Origin of the sequence: Jannaschia sp. R86511, from assembly GCF_042466345.1 — a bacterium.
In the GTDB taxonomy this organism is placed as follows: domain Bacteria; phylum Actinomycetota; class Actinomycetes; order Actinomycetales; family JBBAYJ01; genus Aquipuribacter.
In genome coordinates this window covers 617,347-634,799 of record NZ_JAXHCD010000001.1, presented here as the reverse complement: position 1 = coordinate 634,799, position 17,453 = coordinate 617,347, and the positions used below count along the sequence as shown (strand labels likewise).

The window sequence follows — 17,453 nt, the reverse complement described above, 5'->3', positions numbered from 1 at the left end:
AACCGGGCGGACACGTTGTTGAAGCCGGCATGAAGCGGATCGGGTTCCTGTCGTTCGGACACTGGTCGACCTCGCCCCACTCGCAGACCCGGTCGGCCTCCGACGTGCTGCTGCAGTCCGTCGACCTGGCCGTGGCGGCCGAGGAGCTGGGGGCGGACGGCGCGTACTTCCGGGTGCACCACTTCGCCCAGCAGCTCGCCTCGCCGTTCCCGCTGCTGGCGGCGGTCGGGGCGCGCACCAGCCGGATCGAGATCGGCACCGGCGTCATCGACATGCGCTACGAGAACCCGCTGTACATGGCGGAGGACGCGGGCGCCGCGGACCTGCTGTCCGACGGCCGGCTGCAGCTCGGCATCAGCCGGGGCTCGCCCGAGCAGGTCGTCGAGGGGTACCGGTACTTCGGCCACACGCCGGCCGAGGGCTCCGACCACGCCGACATGGCGCGCGAGCACACGGCCCGGTTCCTGGACGTGCTCCGCGGCGAGGGCTTCGCGCAGCCGAACCCGCGCCCGATGTTCCCGAACCCGCCGGGGCTGCTGCGCGTCGAGCCGCACTCGGCGGGCCTGCGCGAGCGGATCTGGTGGGGCGCCGGCACCCGGGCGACGGCCGAGTGGGCCGCGCAGCAGGGCATGAACCTGATGAGCTCGACCCTGCTGGGCGAGGACACCGGCGTGCCGTTCCACGAGCTGCAGGCCGAGCAGATCCTGCGCTTCCGCAAGGCCTGGGCCGACGCCGGTCACCCGCGCGAGCCGCGGGTCTCGGTCAGCCGCAGCATCTTCCCGATCACCACCGCGGCGGACCGGATGTACTTCGGCAACGACGGCGGGACGGGTGACCAGGTCGGCTACATCGACGGCGGCAGGGCGCGCTTCGGCAAGACTTACGCCGGCGAGCCCGACGCCCTGGTGCGGCAGCTGGCGCAGGACGAGGCGGTCGCGGCGGCGGACACCCTGCTGCTGACGGTCCCCAACCAGCTGGGCGTGGACTACAACGCCCACCTGCTGGAGTCCCTGCTGACCCACGTGGCCCCGGAGCTCGGCTGGCGCTGAGCCGAGGACACCTCGCCCCGCCGACCGCGCTCAGAGCAGCGCGGCGGCGGGGTGGTGGCGCTGGTCGACGGCGTAGCCGCGCAGCACGGCACCGACGTCGTCCCCCGTGAGCCCGAAGTACCCGCGCAGCAGAGCGACGAGGTGCTCCAGGGCCTGGCCCAGCTCGTCACCGGCCAGGCGGACGTCCTCCTGGCTCGACCCCGAGGCGCGGACCGCCAGGGCGTGCGCCCAGCCCAGCGACACCGGCAACGCGACCTCCCGGTCACCGTCCCGGTAGTAGTAGGTCTCGGCGTACTGGGACAGGTCCACCCGGACCTGGGCCACGTCCGCCGCCAGGTCGTGCAGCAGCTGGGCGCGGGTCGAGGTGTCGGCGGCCCGCCCGGGGTCGCCGTCCGCCGCGCGCTCCAGCTGGGACAGCCGCAGCGACAGCGTCCGCCGCCGCGACAGCGCGGGGTACACCTGCAGCACCCAGGACACCACCGCCGTGAGCAGGACGAAGCCGAGCAGGGCCTGCAGAGGGACCACGAGCCGCAGCCACGCGGCCGTCGGGACGATGTCGCCCAGACCCAGGGTGGCCAGCCCGACGGCCGACACGTAGAGCGCGTCGACCACCACCGACCGGGTTCCTGGGTCGGACCCCGGCGGGTAGGAGAAGGAGCCCGGCAGGTGCGGGCCGTAGACCAGGGCGCAGCCCAGCACCAGCAGCGCCGCCCACACCACGATGACGGCGATCATCGCGGCCGGGCCGGCCCGGTCCAGCAGCCCCCGCGTGCGGGCGGGCGCCGACGCCCGCCGCAGGACCCGCCACGTCGACGACATCACCCACCGGGTCAGACGCCCGCGCCCGGTCGGCACCCACAGGGTGCTGAAGATGTCGGTCAGGGCCACCAGGACCAGCCCGAACCCTGCTGCCGTCACGAGCCATCCCATGGTGCACCACCCTCTCGCGGCCCGACGACGGTCGCACCGCCCGGCGCGCGCACGGACGGGACCGCGCCGGCCGGCTGGGCCAGGGTGGTCCCGTGACCCACCTCGACCTCGTCCTGCTCGGCTCCGGCGGGCTGGCGGTCGCCGTCGCGGCGCTGTCCGGGCGGCTGCGTCGCCTGCCGGTGTCCGAGCCGCTGCTGGCCCTGCTCACCGGGGTCCTGCTGGGACCCGCGGTGCTGGACGTGCTGCGGACGGGCACGGTCACCCAGGCCCCCGCCGCCTTCCACGAGGGCAGCCGCCTGCTGCTCGCGGTGTCGGTGATGGCCGTCGCCCTGCGATACCCCCTGCCCCGGGTCCGTGAGGTCGCCGGACCGGCCCTCGTCCTCCTCGGGGTGGTCATGCCCGCGACGGCGCTGCTGGGTGCGGGGGTCACCGCCGTGGCCCTGGGGGTGTCCCTGCCGGTGGCCCTGCTGCTGGGCGCCGCGCTGTCACCGACCGACCCGGTCCTGGCCTCGAGCACCGTCACGGGCGCCCCGGCCGAGGCGGCGCTGCCCTCGCGACTGCGCCGGATGCTGTCCACGGAGTCGGGCGCGAACGACGGGCTGGCCCTGCCTCTGGTGCTGGTGGCGGTCGCCGTGGCCGGCGGCGGGTCGGCCGCGGACGTGCTCCGGGAGTCGCTGTGGCAGGTGCTCGGCGCCGTGCTGCTGGGGGTGCTGCTCGGGGCGTTGTGCGGTCGCGCCGTCCGGGCGGGTGAGGCGCACGGCTCCACCGAGCCGGGTCCCGTGCTGCTGCTGACCCTGGCGCTGGCGCTGGGCACCCTGGGCGCCGCCGGGCTGCTGCGCACCGACGGCGTGCTGGCGGTGTTCGTGGCCGGGCTGGCGTTCAACGCGGTGGTCACCCGCGGGGACCGGAGCACGGAGGTGCAGGTGGACGAGGCGGTCAACCGGTTCCTGGTGCTGCCGCTGTTCCTGCTGCTGGGGGCCGCGCTGCCGTGGCAGGAGTGGGCGGAGCTGTCGTGGCGGGGGCCTGTGCTGGTGGTCGGGATGCTGCTGCTGCGTCGGTTGCCGGCCGTGCTGCTCGCCCGGCGGCCGTTGCGGCTGTCGTGGCTGGACGCCACCTACCTGGGCTGGTTCGGACCCGTGGGCGTGTCCGCGGTCTTCTACCTGAGCCTGGAGGCCGAGCGGCTGGCCCTGGACCCGGTCGTCCTGGCCGCGGGCACCCTGGTCGTCGTCGGGAGCACGGTGGCCCACGGCGTCACGGCTGCTCCCGGCGTGGCGGCGTACGCCCGGGCGGCAGCCCGCTGACGTCGACGGCGGCCGACAGGTCGCCGGCGGCCTCCCGACCGATGACGCTCAGGCTGCCGTCGGACTCCAGCACGACCGCGGCGACCCGGGCCAGGTCACCGGTGCCCGAGGCACGGACGGCCTGCCGGACCTCGCCCGCGGTCAGCCGCTGACCCCGCAGTGCGTCACGGTCGAGCACGCCGTCACGCAGCACCAGGGTGGGCCGGGCCGTGACGAACGACCGCCCACCCGGCAGCCTGGACGTGGTGGCGGCCACCGCCAGCTGCAGCCCGGCCAGCAGCACCAGCGCCAGGGCCCCCTCCGACCACGAGACGTCGGTGCTCAGCAGGATGGTCGCCAGCGTGGAGCCCAGCGCCACGGTGACCACCAGGTCGAACGCGTTGAGCTTGGCCAGGGTCCGTTTGCCGGTGGCCCGGAGCACGAGCACCAGCCAGGCGTAGGCCGCCCTCCCGACGAGGGCGACGCGGAGCAGGTCGGACCAGCTGTCGAACCACATCCGCCACTGTCCTCACGGCCCCGGCGCCGGGGCAAGCCGCGGCGCCCGGCCCCGCTGTCAGCGGAACCGGCGGCCCTCGTCCCGGCGGTAGGCCCACACCGCCGCCGCGCCGGCGACCAGGGCCCAGACCGCGAGCACCGGCAGGGCCGACCCGGGCAGGTCCGCACCCGTGGTCGCGGCGATGACCAGGTCGCGCCCGGCCCGGGTGGGCAGGCCCTGCGACACCGCGTCCAGCCAGGCCGGGAACCCGTCCGGCGGGATGAACAGCCCGCCACCGAACGCCAGCGGGAACAGCAGCACCTGCGCGACCGGGATGGCCGCCTTGACCGGCAGCGAGTACCCGACGGCGACCCCCAGGAACAGCAGCGGCACGCCGGCCACCCCCAGGGCGGCGAGGCCGAGCAGTGCCTGGGCCGGGGTGACGGTCGCCTCGGTCAGCAGGGCCGCGGTGAGCAGCAGCGGGAGCAGCCCCAGCAGCGCGAACAGCACGCCGTTGAGCAGCCGGGCCACGATGCGCGGTCCCGCCCCCACCGGCAGGGTGCGGACGTAGGGGTCCCACGGCGTGCTGCGGTCGTCGGACACGCCCACCCCGAACTGGAACAGGCAGACCGAGAACACCGCGAACAGGCTCAGCTGCGACACGGCGCCCGTCGCGGCCACCGGGTCGCCGGAGACGGCGTCGAACGGCACGACGAAGAACAGGAACGACAGCACGGGGAACATGACCGTGCCGACGATGGCGATCGGCACGCGCAGGGTCTCCAGCGCGATGTAGCGGGTGTGCAGCGCGACCAGGCTCATGCGGGGGCCTCCGTCCGGGTGGTGGCGGTGAGGGCGAGGAACGCCTCCTCCAGCGAGGCGGGGGCGACCTCGAGGTCGCGGAAGTCGACGTCGGCCCGCACGAGCTCGCGGACCAGCGCGTCGGAGTCGGCGGTGAACAGCGACCAGCGACCGTCGGCGTGGGCCTCGGACCGGGCCACGTGTGCCAGGTCCGGCAGGGCGCCGGCCCGGACGCTGACCCGGCGCTGCTGCACCCGGGACCTGACGGCGTCCAGGCTGTCGTCGACCAGCACCCGGCCCGACGCCACGACGACCACGCGCTCGGCGAGGGCCTCGATCTCCTCCAGGTAGTGGCTGGTGACGACCACGGTGCCGCCGCCGGCGTGGAAGTCGCGGACCTTCTGCCACAGCAGGTGCCGGGCGTCGACGTCCAGCCCGGTCGTCGGTTCGTCCAGCACGAGCAGCCGGGGGCGGCCCACCAGGGCCAGCGCCACCGACAGCCGGCGCCGCTGGCCGCCGGACAGCCCGCCGGTCTGCCGCCCGGCCTGCTCGGTCAGGCCGAGCTCGTCGAGCAGCTGGTCCGTCGGCACCGGGTCGGGGTGGTGCCCGGCGACGAAGTCGAGGACCTCGCGCACCTTGAGCGTCGCCGGCAGTGCGGTCTCCTGCGGCGTGCAGCCCAGCAGCCGGCGGTTGGCCGGCACCCGCGGGTCGCCGCCGAACAGCTCGACGCGGCCCGCATCCGGGCGGCGCAGCCCCAGCAGCAGGTTGATGAGCGTCGACTTGCCCGCGCCGTTGGGTCCGAGCAGGCCGACGACCTGCCCGGCTCCCACGTCGAGGCTCACGTCGTCCAGGGCCAGGACGTCGCCGTAGCGGCGGGTCACCCCCTGCCAGCGGGCCAGCGTCTCGGTCATGGTGCATCCCCCTCGGGTCGGTCGGTGGTCTCGGCGCCACCGGGTGCGGCGGCCTCCAGCAGGGCGCGAAGCGCCGCCAGGTAGTCCTCGTAGGCGTGGCGACCCGTGCGGGTCAGGGCCAGGTAGGTGACCGGCGAGCGACCCCGGTGGGCCTTGGTCACCTCGACGTAGCCGGCGTCCTCCAGCTTGCGCAGGTGGGTGGCCAGGTTGCCCGCGGTCATGTCCAGCAGCTGCTGCACCCGCGGGAACGCGATCCGGTCCCCGGGCGGCAGCGCGGCCAGGGTCGTGGTCAGCCGCAGCCGGGCCTGGGCGTGGATGACGGGGTCGAGCTCGACCGGGCGGGCGTCGGCGTCGGCGCTCACGTCCGACCGTCCGACGGGGCCCGGCCACGGCCGCGCAGGGCGAACCAGGCGGCCGTCGCCAGGAAGCCGCCCCCGCCGGCCAGGCCCATCACCAGGTACAGCCCAGGCAGGCCGAGCAGGCACCCGGCCCCGGTGGTCACGATGATCCACGCGCCGATGCCGAACTGAAGCGGCTCGTCGAAGGCGGCCGCGCCCCCGACGTACAGCAGGCCGACGATCAACCCGGAGACCGCCGGCCACAGCAGCGCGAGGGTCTCGGGCGAGGCACCCAGCCGCTGCGCCGACAGCACGATGCAGGGCAGCATGGCGAAGCCGAGGAACCAGCCCCAGCCGTACATGGCCCCGGTCCGGGCGGAGGCGCCGGTGACGCCGCGGCCGGCGCGGACCGAGTGCACGGCGGTGACGACGCCCGCCGTCACGAGGAGCACGAAGAACAGCAGGCCGACGGCCAGGCCGGGGACCGCGACGATCGGCCCGCCGTCCCGCAGGGGCGTGGCCAGCCACATCACGCCGAAGCCGACGAACCAGGCGATCCCCCACGCGCCGAACAGCAGCCGCTCGTCGGGGGCCAGGGCCCGGCGGGTGCGGGCCTGCTGCTCGGCCGCGAGACGCAGCTGGGCCGCGGGGTCGGTGGTCCCGCCGGGTCGGTCGGCGCTCACCGGGCCACCGCCATGACCCCGCGTCGGGCGTGGAACGCGACGGCAACCGCGGCGACGAGGAACCCGCCGCCCCCGGCCAGGGCCATCACGACGTAGTTGCCGGGGGTACCTGCGAAGGGGGCGACGACCGCCACGAGGACCATCCACAGGCCCAGCCCGAGGCGAAGCGGGTCCTGCCAGATGGCGGCGGCCGCCAGGTACAGCTGCCCCACGACCAGCCCGGTCAGAGCGGGCCACAGCAGCATCAGCAGCTCGACCCCGGCCCCGGCCAGCCCCATGGCCAGCACCAGGGCGGCCACCGCGTTGAACGCCACGGGCCAGCTCAGGCCGTGCAGCCGGCGGACCCGCTGCGACGGCCCGTCGAGGCCACGCGCGACCACCCCCGTGTGGCGCACGGTGACCACGACCGCGACGGCGACAAGCACCGCGTACAGCCCGACCGCGGCCAGCACCGGCACCGGGAGCAGCGGGCCGCCCGGCACGGGCCAGGCCGCCGCCACGGCGCCGAAGCCGAGCAGCTGGGCCGCCCCCCACACCCCCAGCACCAGCCGGGGGTCGGCGTCGGTCCGGGCCCGGACCAGTCGGTCCTGGCGCGCCACGTCGGCGAGGAGTCCACGCACGTCCTCGGGCGCGCCGGACCCGGCGGTGCTCACTGGACCGGCCACTTTGCGATGCAAACCATGGTTAGTTTGTAGTGCAAAGTGGTTGGCGGCCGCAAGTGGTGCTCCGGCAGAGAGACACCGGCGTTCGCGACCGTGACCCGGGCTCCGGCCCGGGCGGACCCCGGCTCCCCCGTCACCTACGCTCCCTGCGTGACCCAGGACGTGCACCGCCCCGACGCCACCGACCCCGCTCCCGGCACCGTCCACCTCGGTCACAGCCGCATCGACGTGGACCGCCGCGCCCGGACCGGCGACCCGGAGGTGGTCTTCGGCGCGGGCAAGAGCCCGGACCAGGTGGTCGAGATCCTGGCCACCCTGAACGCCGCCCACCCGGACACCGCCGTGCTGGCCACCCGGCTGGACGAGCGCGCGCTGGCCGCCGTCGCCGCGCAGCTGCCCGACGCCGACGTCGACGCCGCCGCCCGGACCGCCGTGCTGGGCCCGCTGCCGCCGCCCCGGGGGCTGGTGCAGGTGGTCGCGGCCGGCACGTCGGACGGGCCGGTCGCCGCGGAGGCCGCGGTCAGCGCCCGGGTCCACGGCGCCGGCGTGCGCCGCGTCGACGACGTCGGCGTGGCCGGCATCCACCGGCTGCTGGCCGTGCGGGACACCCTGGCCGAGGCGGACTGCCTCGTGGTCGTGGCCGGCATGGAGGGCGCCCTGCCCAGCGTGGTGGCCGGGCTGGTCGGGGTGCCGCTGGTGGGGGTGCCGACCAGCGTCGGCTACGGCACCGGGGCCGGCGGGATCGCGGCCGTGCTGTCGATGCTCAACTCCTGCGCCCCCGGTGTCGTCGTGGTGAACATCGACAACGGCTACGGCGCGGGCGTGCACGCCGCCCGGGTCGCCCGGGCGGCCGCGGGCCCGGCCGGCTCGCGCACGGCGGCCGCGACCGACCCACGGCAGACTGACCGACCGTGACGACGCTGTGGATCGACGCCGGCCGCGGGGCCGCCGGGGACATGCTGCTCGGCGCGCTGTGGGACGCCGGCGCCGACGCCACCGCGGTCCGGGCCGCCGTGCGCGCGGTGGTCCCGGCGGACATCACCTTCCACCACGAGGTCCGCGACGGCTTCCGCGTGGCCCGGGCCGACGTGGTGCCCGACGCCGACGACCTGGCCACCGGCCCGGACCGGCGCTGGGCCGACATCCGCCGGGCGCTGGCCACCGCACCGCTGCCCGAACGGGTCCGCGAGCGCAGCACGGCGGTGTTCGCGGCGCTGGCCCGGGTCGAGGCCGAGATCCACGGCACCGACGTCGACCGGGTCCACTTCCACGAGGTCGGTGGTCACGACTCCATCGGGGACGTCGTCGGCGTCGTCGCCGCGATCGAGAGCCTGGGTGTCACCCGCGTCGTGGTCACGCCCGTCGCCCTGGGCCGGGGCGAGGACGCCGCCGGCAGCCACGGCCACGGTCGCGTCCCGGCCCCGGTCCCCGCGGTGCTGCACCTGGCCACCGCGGCCGGCGCCCCCGTGCTGGCCGGCGAGGGCGCCGGCGAGTCCTGCACCCCGACCGGCATGGCGCTGCTGGCCACCCTGGCCGACGCCTGGGGGCCGCTTCCGCCGCTGCGGCCCTCGGCGCTGGGCGCCGGGGCGGGGACCCGGCCGACCCCGGGCCGGTTCGGCGCCCTGCGGGTCGTGCTGGGCGCGCCGGTCGGGCCGCTGGGCGACACCGGCGTCGACGTCGCCCTGGTGACCAGCACCAACGTCGACGACCTGGACCCCCGGCTGTGGCCGCGCGTGCTGGCCCGGCTGCTCGAGGTCGGTGCGTCCGACGCCTGGCTCGCGCCCATCCTGATGAAGAAGGGCCGCCCGGCCCACACCCTGCACGTGCTCAGCGACCCGTCCCTGGCCCAGGCCGTACGCGACGTGGTCGTCACCGAGACCAGCGCCATCGGCATGCGGGTGCAGGCCGTGGCCAAGCACGCGCTGCCCCGCGACGAGGTGGCCGTCGACGTCGACGGCGACCGGGTCCGGGTCAAGCGGGCCTGGCTGGAGGGCCGCGTGGTCAACGTCCAGCCGGAGTGGGAGGACGTCGCCGTGGCCGCCGCCCGGACAGGGGTGCCGGCCAAGCAGGTGCTGGCCCGGGCCTCGGCGCTGGCCCAGGACCACCGCGGCTGACCGCACCCGCGCCAGCCTCCCGTCGGTGCCGACGCGGGGCTGACGCGGGGCTGCCGCCGAGCACGGCTAGCGGCCCGGGCAGGCGGTGCGACGCGACCGACCTGCCGCGCGGACGGGGACGCGGGGTGAGGAGGCGCAGCCGTACATCGGCGTCGACGTCGGCCCCGAGGCAGCGGCCCGGCCCCAGCGGCTGCGCGGTCGCGTGCTCGCGTGAGGTGGTCCTGCGGTCGGGAGGCACCTGCTCATCGATGGTCCTCTCGGTGGGTCGTGGCGATAGGTCCTGCGGTGCGTCGTGCGATGACGCGTGGCCGCCGGGCGACCCCGTGCCCGGCGGCCACGCGTCGGCTCACTGCGGGGCGCCTCGGCCCCGGGTCAGGCCGAACTCGGTGTTGGTCAGCGTGTCCTCCACGCCGGTCAGCCCCTCGCTCGGCACGAACACGTCGCGCCCGAAGTCGACGTCGACGTCGTCGGCCGTACCGATGACGCCGTCCGGGCCGACCCCGATGATGTTCCCGAGCGCACCGCCCTGGTCCATGATGTTCGCCACCTCGTTGAACTGGAACGTGTGGTAGCTCCCCAGGTAGTGCCCGGCCTCGTGCGCCGTGATGTTCCCCACGCCCTGCGCCACCGCCTCGATGACGTCGTCGGTCTCGTCGGTGATGAACGTGTTGATGGAGTTGGGGTTGCCGGCCGTCGTGCTCAGCAGGTCCAGCAGCACGATCGAGTCGGCCTCGTGACCGAAGTTGCCCGGGTCGATGTACTGGGCGATGCCGATGGTCGAGATGCCCGACTCGGCGATCGAGCCGCCCACCACCACCCGGCTGACGTTCCGGTCGACGAGGAACCGGTCCTCGTCGTCCTTGCTGTTGAGCACCTCGACGTCGAAGAACCGGTTGAGCCCCGAGCGGGCCAGGTCCGCCTCCAGGTCCTCCTGCACCTCGGCGGTGATGGCGTCGATGAGCGCGGGCTCGTCGTCCGGGGTGAGCCCCCAGCCGGCCAGGTAGCTGCTGAGCGGGCTGAGGGTGCGCACACCCGGACCGCCGAACACCGCGGTGTTGAGCCGCTCGCCGTCGAAGTCCAGGAAGACGGTCTGGACCGCACGGGCCCCGTCGACCTCGAGCCCGGCGCGGTACACCTCCAGCTCGCCGGTGTAGGCGCCCGTGCCGTTGGAGATCGCGACGTGGTGCCGGCCGGCCTGGGCGACCACGTACGCGGCGACCCCGTTGCCCCCGCCGGGCAGCGGCGAGGCGGGCGGGTAGAGCGAGCTGAGGTCCTGGCTGGATCCGACCCCCTCGGTGCCGTCGGGGCGGACAACCTGGACGGTGCCGGCCCCACCGCCGAACGAGGTTCCCAGCACGTCGCCGGGCCGCAGGTCGACCGCGTAGTAGTCGACGTCGGTCTCGGTCACCGCGACCTCGATGTCGTAGGGCCCCTCGCTGCCGGCCCCCAGCCCGCTGGCGGGGTCGAACGGGTCCACGGGCACCGTCGTGCCGAACCCGAAGCCGGAGACCATCACGTGGTAGGTCCCGTCGGTGGGCACCTGGTACTGCAGCAGGCTGGCCAGCCCCACCCCGCCGTCGTCGTTCGTGGCCAGCACGGTGCCCTCGTCGTCGTAGAGGAACGCGACGGTGTCGGTGCCTCCCGACACGGTCGTCTCCGCGACGACGGTCTCGCCGGCCGCGGCGGTCACCTCGTAGAAGTCGAAGTCACCCGTGCCGGACCCCTCGCTGCCGTGCGGGCCGTCCCCGACCTCGGCCGAGGTGGTCATGACGTCGAACTCCTCGGACACCCCCGTGTCGTTGGACAGCGGGATGGCCCCGTCGTCCTCGTCGAAGTCCGCCTCGTTCGTCTCGCCCACCGGTGCCTGGGCCAGCGTCCCGGCCACGACGGAGCGCGCGTTGTCGCGTCGCCCGCTGCCCAGCCCCTCGACCAGCTCGGCGTCCTCGACCGAGTCGTTGTCCCCGATCACGTCGGGCGGCTCCTGCTCCCCCACGGGCAGCGGCGTCGTGGCGGCGAGCAGCATGTTCTGCACGACCGCCGGGTCGGCCGACTTCCTCGCGGCCGCGTCACGGGCGGCCTCGGCCTTCTCCGCCCCGGCAGCCAGGTAGCGGGACCAGCTGTAGTAGTCGGCCTCGTTGGCGTCGAGTACGTGCCCGAGGAACGGGTTGGCGCCCGGCGGCTTCGTGGACGCCGACCGGGCGGCCGGGCCGGCGGCCGACTTCGGCGCGGTCTGCAGGCCGAGCGCGAGCTGGGTGCGGAGGGCGTCGGCGAGCGTCGGGTCCTCCTCGGCCGATGCGGACGAGACGGGCAGGGCGACGATGGGCAGCGCAGCGAGTGCGGTGATCGTCCCCACGGTGAGCAGCTTCTTCACGGATGACCTTCCCCCGGGGATGTCGGATGCGGTGAAGATAGATCGTGACCAACCAATGTGACCAGGGCTGACGCGTGTCGTTCACCAGATCAGGTGGTCGACGAGGCCCCCGCTGGTGGTTCGATGTCGCCCGTGGACAGCAGCGGCACGGTCAGCGGAGGGTTCGTCGACAGCGAGGTCGGGACGCTGCGGGAGGTGATCCTGCACCGGCCCGGCAACGAGCTGCGCCGGCTCACGCCGCGCAACAACGACCGGCTGCTCTTCGACGGCCTGCCGTGGGTGGACCGGGCCCAGGTGGAGCACGACGCCTTCGCCGACACCCTGCGCGCCCGCGGGGTCGTCGTGCACCTGGTCACCGACCTGCTGCGCGACGTGCTGGGCGACGCCGACGTGCGGGCGCAGGCGATCTCCGACGTGCTGACCGACCACTTCGCCACCCACCTGCGGATGGGCGACACGCTCAAGTCACGGGTGCGCGACCACCTGGAGTCCCTGGACGCCGACGGCCTGACCGACGCCCTGGTGGCCGGGGTCCGCAACGACGAGGTGCCCGGCCGGTCCGGGCTGGTCGCGGCCCTGCTGGGTGACGACGACTTCGTGGTCGACCCGCTGCCCAACCTGCTGTTCACCCGCGACTCCAGCGTCTGGCTGGGCGACGAGGTGGCCGTGGCCAGCCTGGCCATGCCCGCCCGGGAGCGCGAGACGCACCTGCTGGGCCTGGTCTACGCCCACCACCCGCGCTTCACGGGGGTGGTCACGGCCTACGAGCCGTCCTGGGAGCACGTCGAGGGCGGCGACGTGCTGGTCGTCGGGCCCGGCGTGCTGGCCGTCGGCACCGGCGAGCGCACCACCCCGGCCGGGGTCGAGCGGCTGGCCCGGACCGCGATCGGCCGCGGCCTGGCCCACACGGTGCTCGCGGTCCCGATCGCGCAGGAGCGCGCCACGATGCACCTGGACACGGTCTGCACCATGGTCGACCGCGACGCCGTGGTCATCTACCCCAACGTCGCCACCAGCCTGCTCGCCCTGCCGCTGACGGCGGCCAACGGCACGGCCGGGACCCGGGGCTCGCAGGTGCCGCCCGGTGAGGTGGAGCTGACGGTCGGCGCGGCGCGCCCGTTCCTGCCGGCGGTCGCCGAGGCGCTGGGCCTGTCCCGGATCCGGCACGTCGACACCGGCCTGGACCCGGTCTCGGCCGAGCGCGAGCAGTGGGACGACGGCAACAACACCCTGGCCGTGGCGCCCGGTGTGGTGGTCGCCTACGAGCGCAACACCGGCACCAACGCGGCCCTGCGCGACGCCGGCATCGAGGTGCTGGAGATCCCGGGCGACCAGCTGGGTTCGGGCCGCGGTGGCCCGCGGTGCATGAGCTGCCCCGTGGTCCGCGACCCCCTGGCCCGAACCGCGCCGACGAACGGGCTCAGCGCAGGGTGACCTGGCGGGAGAGCAGGCCGGCCCGGGCGCGGCGGGCCTCGCCGTCGAGCGGTCCGGTCTGGGCCAGCGCGGCCTCGAAGCGCTCGACGAAGGCCGCCAGCGGCTCCTCGGTGGCCTCGGCCGTGGCGTCGGCGGCGAGGTCCCACACCGGCACGACCAGGCCGTAGGCGCGGAAGAAGCCCGCGAACCGGGTGCCCTCGCCGAGGGTCGACAGCGGTGCGCCGGCCTCGTCGCGCTGGGCGTGCAGCCGGGCCAGCGCGTCGAGGAACGCGTCCTCGGGCGTCGAGATGATCCACCGCAGGTGCGTGCTCTCGCCGATCCGGGCCCAGTACGCGCTGTCGGCGCTGGTCAGCTTCTCGGTGGGCACGACGGCCTCGTTGGCCCGCTCGAGCGACGCCCGGACCTGCGGCGCCAGGGCGGCGGCGGGGTCGTCGGACCCCTCGTCGGTGTCCAGCACGCCGTCGAGCCAGAAGTCGAAGCCCTCGTGCACCTCGACCACGGGGTCGACGGACAGGTCGAGCCGGTCCTGCAGCCGGGCCGTGGAGGTCCGGGCGTCCAGGTGAGTGACGGGCCCGGGGCCCTCGGCGGCGAGGGCCGCGTCGAGCGCGGCGGCCAGGTCGCGGCTGGCGTCGGAGCTGGCGTCGGCCGCCTGCACGCCGACGAACACGCTGCCGTCCACCCGGCGCAGCGCCGGCCAGGCCACGGGCAGGACGGTGGCGAAGGTGACCTCGGTGCCGTCCGTGGTGCGGGTGCGCATGGTGGCGGCCGGGACGATCTCGCGGAACGCGACCCAGTCGGTCTCGCGCGGCAGGCCCTCGAACGGCCGGGAGACGAACTCGGTCCCGGTCCGGAGCCGGCCGTGGCACTGCTTGTAGCGCTTGCCCGAGCCGCAGGGGCACGGCGCCCGGAGCCCACCCTTGGGCGGCTCGACGGGGGTGGCGGGGTCGATGGTCGCGGTGCTGCTGCGTCGTCTGCTGCTCACGGGACGAGGATGCCAGGCCGTCGCGACCTCCTCGGACCGCGGCGCCCGAGCACCGGGCGGGACGCCCGGCCCAGGTCCAGCAGGCTCAGACCGCGCGGCGCCGGGACGGGCCGCCGATGGCGGCCCAGACCGTGGTGTCGCCGCCGCTGTCGTCGACGATGACGCCCCACTCGTGGGCGATGCTGCGGACGATGCGCAGGCCGCGCCCGCGGGTGGCGACGACCGAGGTGCGCCGGGGCCGGATGTCCACGACCTGCCCGTCCGCGGGGCCCCCGTCGGTGACGGCGACCTCGACGACGTGGTCGCGCACCCGGACCCGCAGCGACACGACGCCCCGGGAGTCGGGTCGGCCATGCATCACGGCGTTGCCCAGCAGCTCGCTGGCGGTGAGCTCGGCCTCGAACACGGTCTCCTCGGGGACACCGAGCTCGCAGAGCAGCTCGGTGAGCTCCTCGCGGGCACCCGGCACCGCTGAGGCGGCGTGCGGGAGGTCCCAGCGACGCTCGGTCCGTACCGCGGTCCCCGAGACCATGTCCTCACCTTCCACCATCAACTGCTCCTAGGTCGGACTGTGGATACCCGGACCGCAGGGGCACCAAACCCGCGCCTCAGCCGTCGCGGCGCCCGTAGGCCTCGTCCACCAGCGCCCGGGCGGTGGCCGGGTCGTCGGTGATGATGCCGTCCACGCCGAGCCGGACGCACAGGTCCATGTCCTCGGGCCGGTTGACCGTCCACACGTAGGTCCGTTGGCCGTACTCGTGGCAGTCGCGGACCACGCTGGGGTCGGCCCGGACCAGCCGGACGTCCAGGCCGGTCGCCTGCGAGGTCGTGAACACCGGGATGGGCGCCCGGTGCGAGCGCAGCCGGACCCGTTCCACCGCCGGGGCCAGCGCGACCAGCCGCCGCACCGCCACGGGCGAGAACGACATGACGTTGAGCAGCGGCAGCGCCTGCGTCAGGTCGCGACCCAGGGCCTGGACCAGCTCGGCGACCACCATCCGCTCGACCTGCCAGGACCAGCGGCTGGGGTGCTTGGTCTCGATCGACAGCCCGACGGGGCGGGGCTGGTCGCGGCAGAACTCCACCAGCCGCCGCAGCGTGAGCACGCCGGGCCCGTCACCGAAGTCGACGTCCTGCAGCTCGGCCAGGCTCCGCTTGTACAGCTTGCCCGTGGCGTCAGAGGTGCGGTCCAGGTCGGCGTCGTGGTGGCAGACGGGCTGCCGGTCCCGGGTCAGCCGGACGTCGCACTCGACGGCGTCGGCCCCGTCCTGCACCGCCCGGCGCATGGCGGCCATGGTGTGCTCGGGCTCGGCCAGGCTCGCGCCGCGGTGGGCGATCACCAGCGGGCGGGCCGCCGGCGGCAGGGGCGGACGCCTCACCGCGACGGTCCCGCCGGGCGCGCACGCCGGGACGGCGGCGCGTCAGCGGACGGTCGGCTCGGCACCGGACTCGGCGACCATCGGCCGACCGGCCTCCAGCCAGGCCTGCATCCCGCCGGCGACGTTGACCACGTCGTAGCCGTTGCGGGTCAGCCACGCGACGGCCTGGCCCGAACGACCGCCGGAGCGGCAGATGACGTGCACCTCGCCGTCGGGGACCTCGGCCAGCCGCGACGGCACCTGGCCCAGGGGGATGTGCAGCGCACCGGGCGCGTGCCCCGCCTGCCACTCGTCGTCCTCGCGGACGTCGAGCAGGGTGGCGTCGTCAGGCAGGTCGGCGACTCGGACCGTGGGTACCTCGCTCACGGGCCGATCCTCTCCCATCCCGTCCTCCGGTGGAACCCGGGACGTGGTTGGCTCGTCCGATGGTCATGACGCGGCGACGGACGACGACCGGACGGGTGCACCACGCGACGCCGGCGACCTCGGGCGGTCTGCTGCTGGCCGCGGTGCTGCTGGCCGGCTGCGGGGCCGGCACAGGCGGTGACGCCGCCGGCGGCGGGGACGACCCCGGGCCGACCGGGACCGGGGCACCGACGGACGCGACGACGACGGAGGACGACGTGGACCAGGACCAGGGCACGACCGGACCGACGACCGGGGGCACCGAGCCCGACGTGCTGCTGCCGTCCTCGCCGCCCCTCGGGGCCGCCGACCTGCCCGCGGACCCCGCCGGGGCCGAGCTGACCATCGTGGTCGGCGGGCCCGACGCGGGCGGTCCGGTGACGCTGTCGTGCGACTGGTCCGCGGGAACGGCCACCGGCTCGCACCCGGACCCGGAGCGGGCCTGCGCCGACCTGCTCGTCGCCCTGGGCGCGGGCAACCCGTTCACGCCGGTGGCGCCGGACGCCATGTGCACGCAGGTCTACGGCGGCGACGCGACCGCGGAGGTCACCGGGGCGGTGCTCGACGCCGAGGGCGGTCCCGTCGACGTGGCCGGCACGTTCGCGCTGACCGACGGCTGCGAGATCGACCGCTGGCAGCGCCTGGGCGCGGTGCTCAGCCCGTACGGCGGGACGACCTGAGGCCCGACGGCCCGGGCCGCGCCCCTACTTGAGCAGCCGCGACAGCCGCCGGTCGGCGAGCTTCTGCCCGCCGGTCTGGCAGGTCGGGCAGTACTGGAACGAGGAGTCGGTGTAGGACACCTCGGCCACGGTGTCCCCGCACACGTCGCAGGTCTGACCGGTCCGGCCGTGCACCCGCATCCGGCCGCGCTTGGCGTCCTTGAGCTTTCCCGGCTCGTGGCCGACGGCCTGCTGCACGGCCACCCCGAGCACCTGCTGCACGGCCTCGGTGAGGCGCTCGAGGCGGGCCTCGTCCAGACCACCGGCGGGCGCGAACGGCGACAGCCGGGCCGCGTGCATGATGTCGTCGGAGTAGGCGTTCCCGATGCCGGCCACGACCTGCTGGTCGGTCAGCACGGTCTTGAGCCGCTGCCGGGTCGAGCCCAGCACCTCGCCCCACCCGGCGGCGTCCAGGCCCAGCGGGTCCGGCCCCAGCCGGGCGACGTAGGGCACGTCCGCCGGGTCGTGCACGACGTGGACCGCGAGGCGCTTCTGCGTGCCGGCCTCGGTCAGGTCCAGCGCGGCGAGCGAGTCGCCGTCGTCCAGCAGCAGCCGCAGCGCCAGCGGCCCCTTGCCCGGCCGGGCCGGCGTGGTGGGCGCGGGGTCGCGCCACTGCGCCCAGCCGGCACGCGAGAAGTGGACCAGCAGGTGCAGCCCGTCGACGTCCAGGTCGACGACCTTGCCGTGCCGGGACACCCCGGTGACCTGCAGCCCGTGCAGCGCCGTGGGCGGCGGGTCGAACGTCTTGAGCACGTTGAGGGCGACGACGTCGACCCTCGCGACGACGCGTCCGACGGCCCGCTCGGCGAGGAACCGGGCGAGCGCCTCCACCTCCGGCAGCTCGGGCACGGACCGATCGTGCCGTACCGGGGCCGCCCGGCACAGCCCGCGGGCCCGAC

The 17,453-nt window shown here is 75.4% G+C and carries 19 protein-coding genes; 6 read left to right on the top strand and 13 right to left on the bottom strand.

Features of this window, described 5'->3' with window-relative positions; translation table 11 throughout:
- Positions 1–29: 29 nt before the first annotated feature.
- A complete protein-coding gene (locus SJY06_RS03150) occupies positions 30–1,049 on the top strand; it encodes an LLM class flavin-dependent oxidoreductase (RefSeq protein ID WP_380164547.1) in 1,020 nt (339 codons plus the stop codon).
- A gap of 30 nt (positions 1,050–1,079) precedes the next feature.
- Here the strand turns inward: SJY06_RS03150 and SJY06_RS03145 are convergent, their stop codons facing one another.
- The gene (locus tag SJY06_RS03145) at positions 1,080–1,967 is read right to left on the bottom strand and encodes a potassium channel family protein (protein WP_380164545.1); all 888 of its coding nucleotides are present in this window, start codon (positions 1,965–1,967) and stop codon (positions 1,080–1,082) included.
- 104 nt (positions 1,968–2,071) lie between these two features.
- On the opposite strand from SJY06_RS03145, the gene SJY06_RS03140 reads away from it, so the two are divergent.
- On the top strand, positions 2,072–3,280 hold the full coding sequence (locus tag SJY06_RS03140) for a cation:proton antiporter (protein WP_380164543.1): 1,209 nt from the start codon (positions 2,072–2,074) through the stop codon (positions 3,278–3,280).
- Here the strand turns inward: SJY06_RS03140 and SJY06_RS03135 are convergent.
- From SJY06_RS03135 to SJY06_RS03110, 6 genes are read right to left on the bottom strand one after another with little or no spacing between them, the layout of a single operon-like run.
- Positions 3,231–3,776, bottom strand: coding sequence for a DUF421 domain-containing protein (locus SJY06_RS03135; protein ID WP_380164541.1), 546 nt, complete (start codon positions 3,774–3,776; stop codon positions 3,231–3,233). The two genes, SJY06_RS03140 and SJY06_RS03135, sit on opposite strands and share 50 nt — an antisense overlap.
- 57 nt (positions 3,777–3,833) lie before the next feature.
- On the bottom strand, positions 3,834–4,577 hold the full coding sequence (locus SJY06_RS03130; protein ID WP_380164539.1) for a hypothetical protein: 744 nt from the start codon (positions 4,575–4,577) through the stop codon (positions 3,834–3,836).
- Entirely contained in the window at positions 4,574–5,467 is an 894-nt protein-coding gene (locus tag SJY06_RS03125) for an ABC transporter ATP-binding protein (protein WP_380164537.1), read from the bottom strand. The genes SJY06_RS03130 and SJY06_RS03125 overlap by 4 nt, the downstream gene beginning before the upstream one ends.
- Positions 5,464–5,829 (bottom strand): transcriptional regulator, encoded by a 366-nt coding sequence (locus SJY06_RS03120; protein WP_380164535.1) that lies wholly within the window; start codon positions 5,827–5,829, stop codon positions 5,464–5,466. The genes SJY06_RS03125 and SJY06_RS03120 overlap by 4 nt, the downstream gene beginning before the upstream one ends.
- A complete protein-coding gene (locus tag SJY06_RS03115) occupies positions 5,826–6,488 on the bottom strand; it encodes a hypothetical protein (RefSeq protein ID WP_380164533.1) in 663 nt (220 codons plus the stop codon). Before SJY06_RS03115 ends, SJY06_RS03120 begins: the two co-directional genes overlap by 4 nt.
- On the bottom strand, positions 6,485–7,153 hold the full coding sequence (locus SJY06_RS03110; protein ID WP_380164531.1) for a hypothetical protein: 669 nt from the start codon (positions 7,151–7,153) through the stop codon (positions 6,485–6,487). Before SJY06_RS03110 ends, SJY06_RS03115 begins: the two co-directional genes overlap by 4 nt.
- Before the next feature lie 147 nt (positions 7,154–7,300).
- Between SJY06_RS03110 and larB the strand changes: the two genes are divergently transcribed.
- Together larB and larC are read left to right on the top strand one after the other, a co-directional pair.
- Positions 7,301–8,065, top strand: coding sequence for a nickel pincer cofactor biosynthesis protein LarB (larB, locus tag SJY06_RS03105; RefSeq protein ID WP_380164529.1), 765 nt, complete (start codon positions 7,301–7,303; stop codon positions 8,063–8,065).
- The gene (gene larC, locus SJY06_RS03100; protein WP_380164527.1) at positions 8,062–9,264 is read left to right on the top strand and encodes a nickel pincer cofactor biosynthesis protein LarC; all 1,203 of its coding nucleotides are present in this window, start codon (positions 8,062–8,064) and stop codon (positions 9,262–9,264) included. Before larB ends, larC begins: the two co-directional genes overlap by 4 nt.
- A 346-nt stretch (positions 9,265–9,610) precedes the next feature.
- Here larC and SJY06_RS03095 read toward each other — a convergent pair whose 3' ends face one another.
- Positions 9,611–11,635, bottom strand: coding sequence for a PPC domain-containing protein (locus tag SJY06_RS03095; RefSeq protein ID WP_380164525.1), 2,025 nt, complete (start codon positions 11,633–11,635; stop codon positions 9,611–9,613).
- Between the two features lie 132 nt (positions 11,636–11,767).
- Between SJY06_RS03095 and SJY06_RS03090 the strand changes: the two genes are divergently transcribed.
- Positions 11,768–13,069: an arginine deiminase gene (locus SJY06_RS03090; protein ID WP_380164523.1), complete on the top strand. Its 1,302-nt coding sequence runs from the start codon at positions 11,768–11,770 to the stop codon at positions 13,067–13,069.
- Here the strand turns inward: SJY06_RS03090 and SJY06_RS03085 are convergent.
- The 4 genes from SJY06_RS03085 to SJY06_RS03070 form a co-directional block, all read right to left on the bottom strand.
- Entirely contained in the window at positions 13,056–14,051 is a 996-nt protein-coding gene (locus SJY06_RS03085; RefSeq protein ID WP_380164521.1) for a DUF5926 family protein, read from the bottom strand. The genes SJY06_RS03090 and SJY06_RS03085 overlap by 14 nt on opposite strands.
- Positions 14,052–14,136: 85 nt before the next feature.
- On the bottom strand, positions 14,137–14,601 hold the full coding sequence (locus tag SJY06_RS03080) for an ATP-binding protein (RefSeq protein WP_380164519.1): 465 nt from the start codon (positions 14,599–14,601) through the stop codon (positions 14,137–14,139).
- 58 nt (positions 14,602–14,659) lie between these two features.
- A complete protein-coding gene (locus tag SJY06_RS03075) occupies positions 14,660–15,430 on the bottom strand; it encodes a glycerophosphodiester phosphodiesterase (RefSeq protein WP_380164517.1) in 771 nt (256 codons plus the stop codon).
- Positions 15,431–15,472: 42 nt separating this feature from the next.
- Positions 15,473–15,796, bottom strand: coding sequence for a rhodanese-like domain-containing protein (locus SJY06_RS03070; RefSeq protein ID WP_380164515.1), 324 nt, complete (start codon positions 15,794–15,796; stop codon positions 15,473–15,475).
- A gap of 95 nt (positions 15,797–15,891) precedes the next feature.
- On the opposite strand from SJY06_RS03070, the gene SJY06_RS03065 reads away from it, so the two are divergent.
- Positions 15,892–16,515, top strand: coding sequence for an SSI family serine proteinase inhibitor (locus SJY06_RS03065; RefSeq protein WP_380164513.1), 624 nt, complete (start codon positions 15,892–15,894; stop codon positions 16,513–16,515).
- Between the two features lie 24 nt (positions 16,516–16,539).
- Here SJY06_RS03065 and SJY06_RS03060 read toward each other — a convergent pair whose 3' ends face one another.
- Positions 16,540–17,403 (bottom strand): DNA-formamidopyrimidine glycosylase family protein, encoded by an 864-nt coding sequence (locus SJY06_RS03060; RefSeq protein WP_380164511.1) that lies wholly within the window; start codon positions 17,401–17,403, stop codon positions 16,540–16,542.
- Positions 17,404–17,453: the final 50 nt, after the last annotated feature.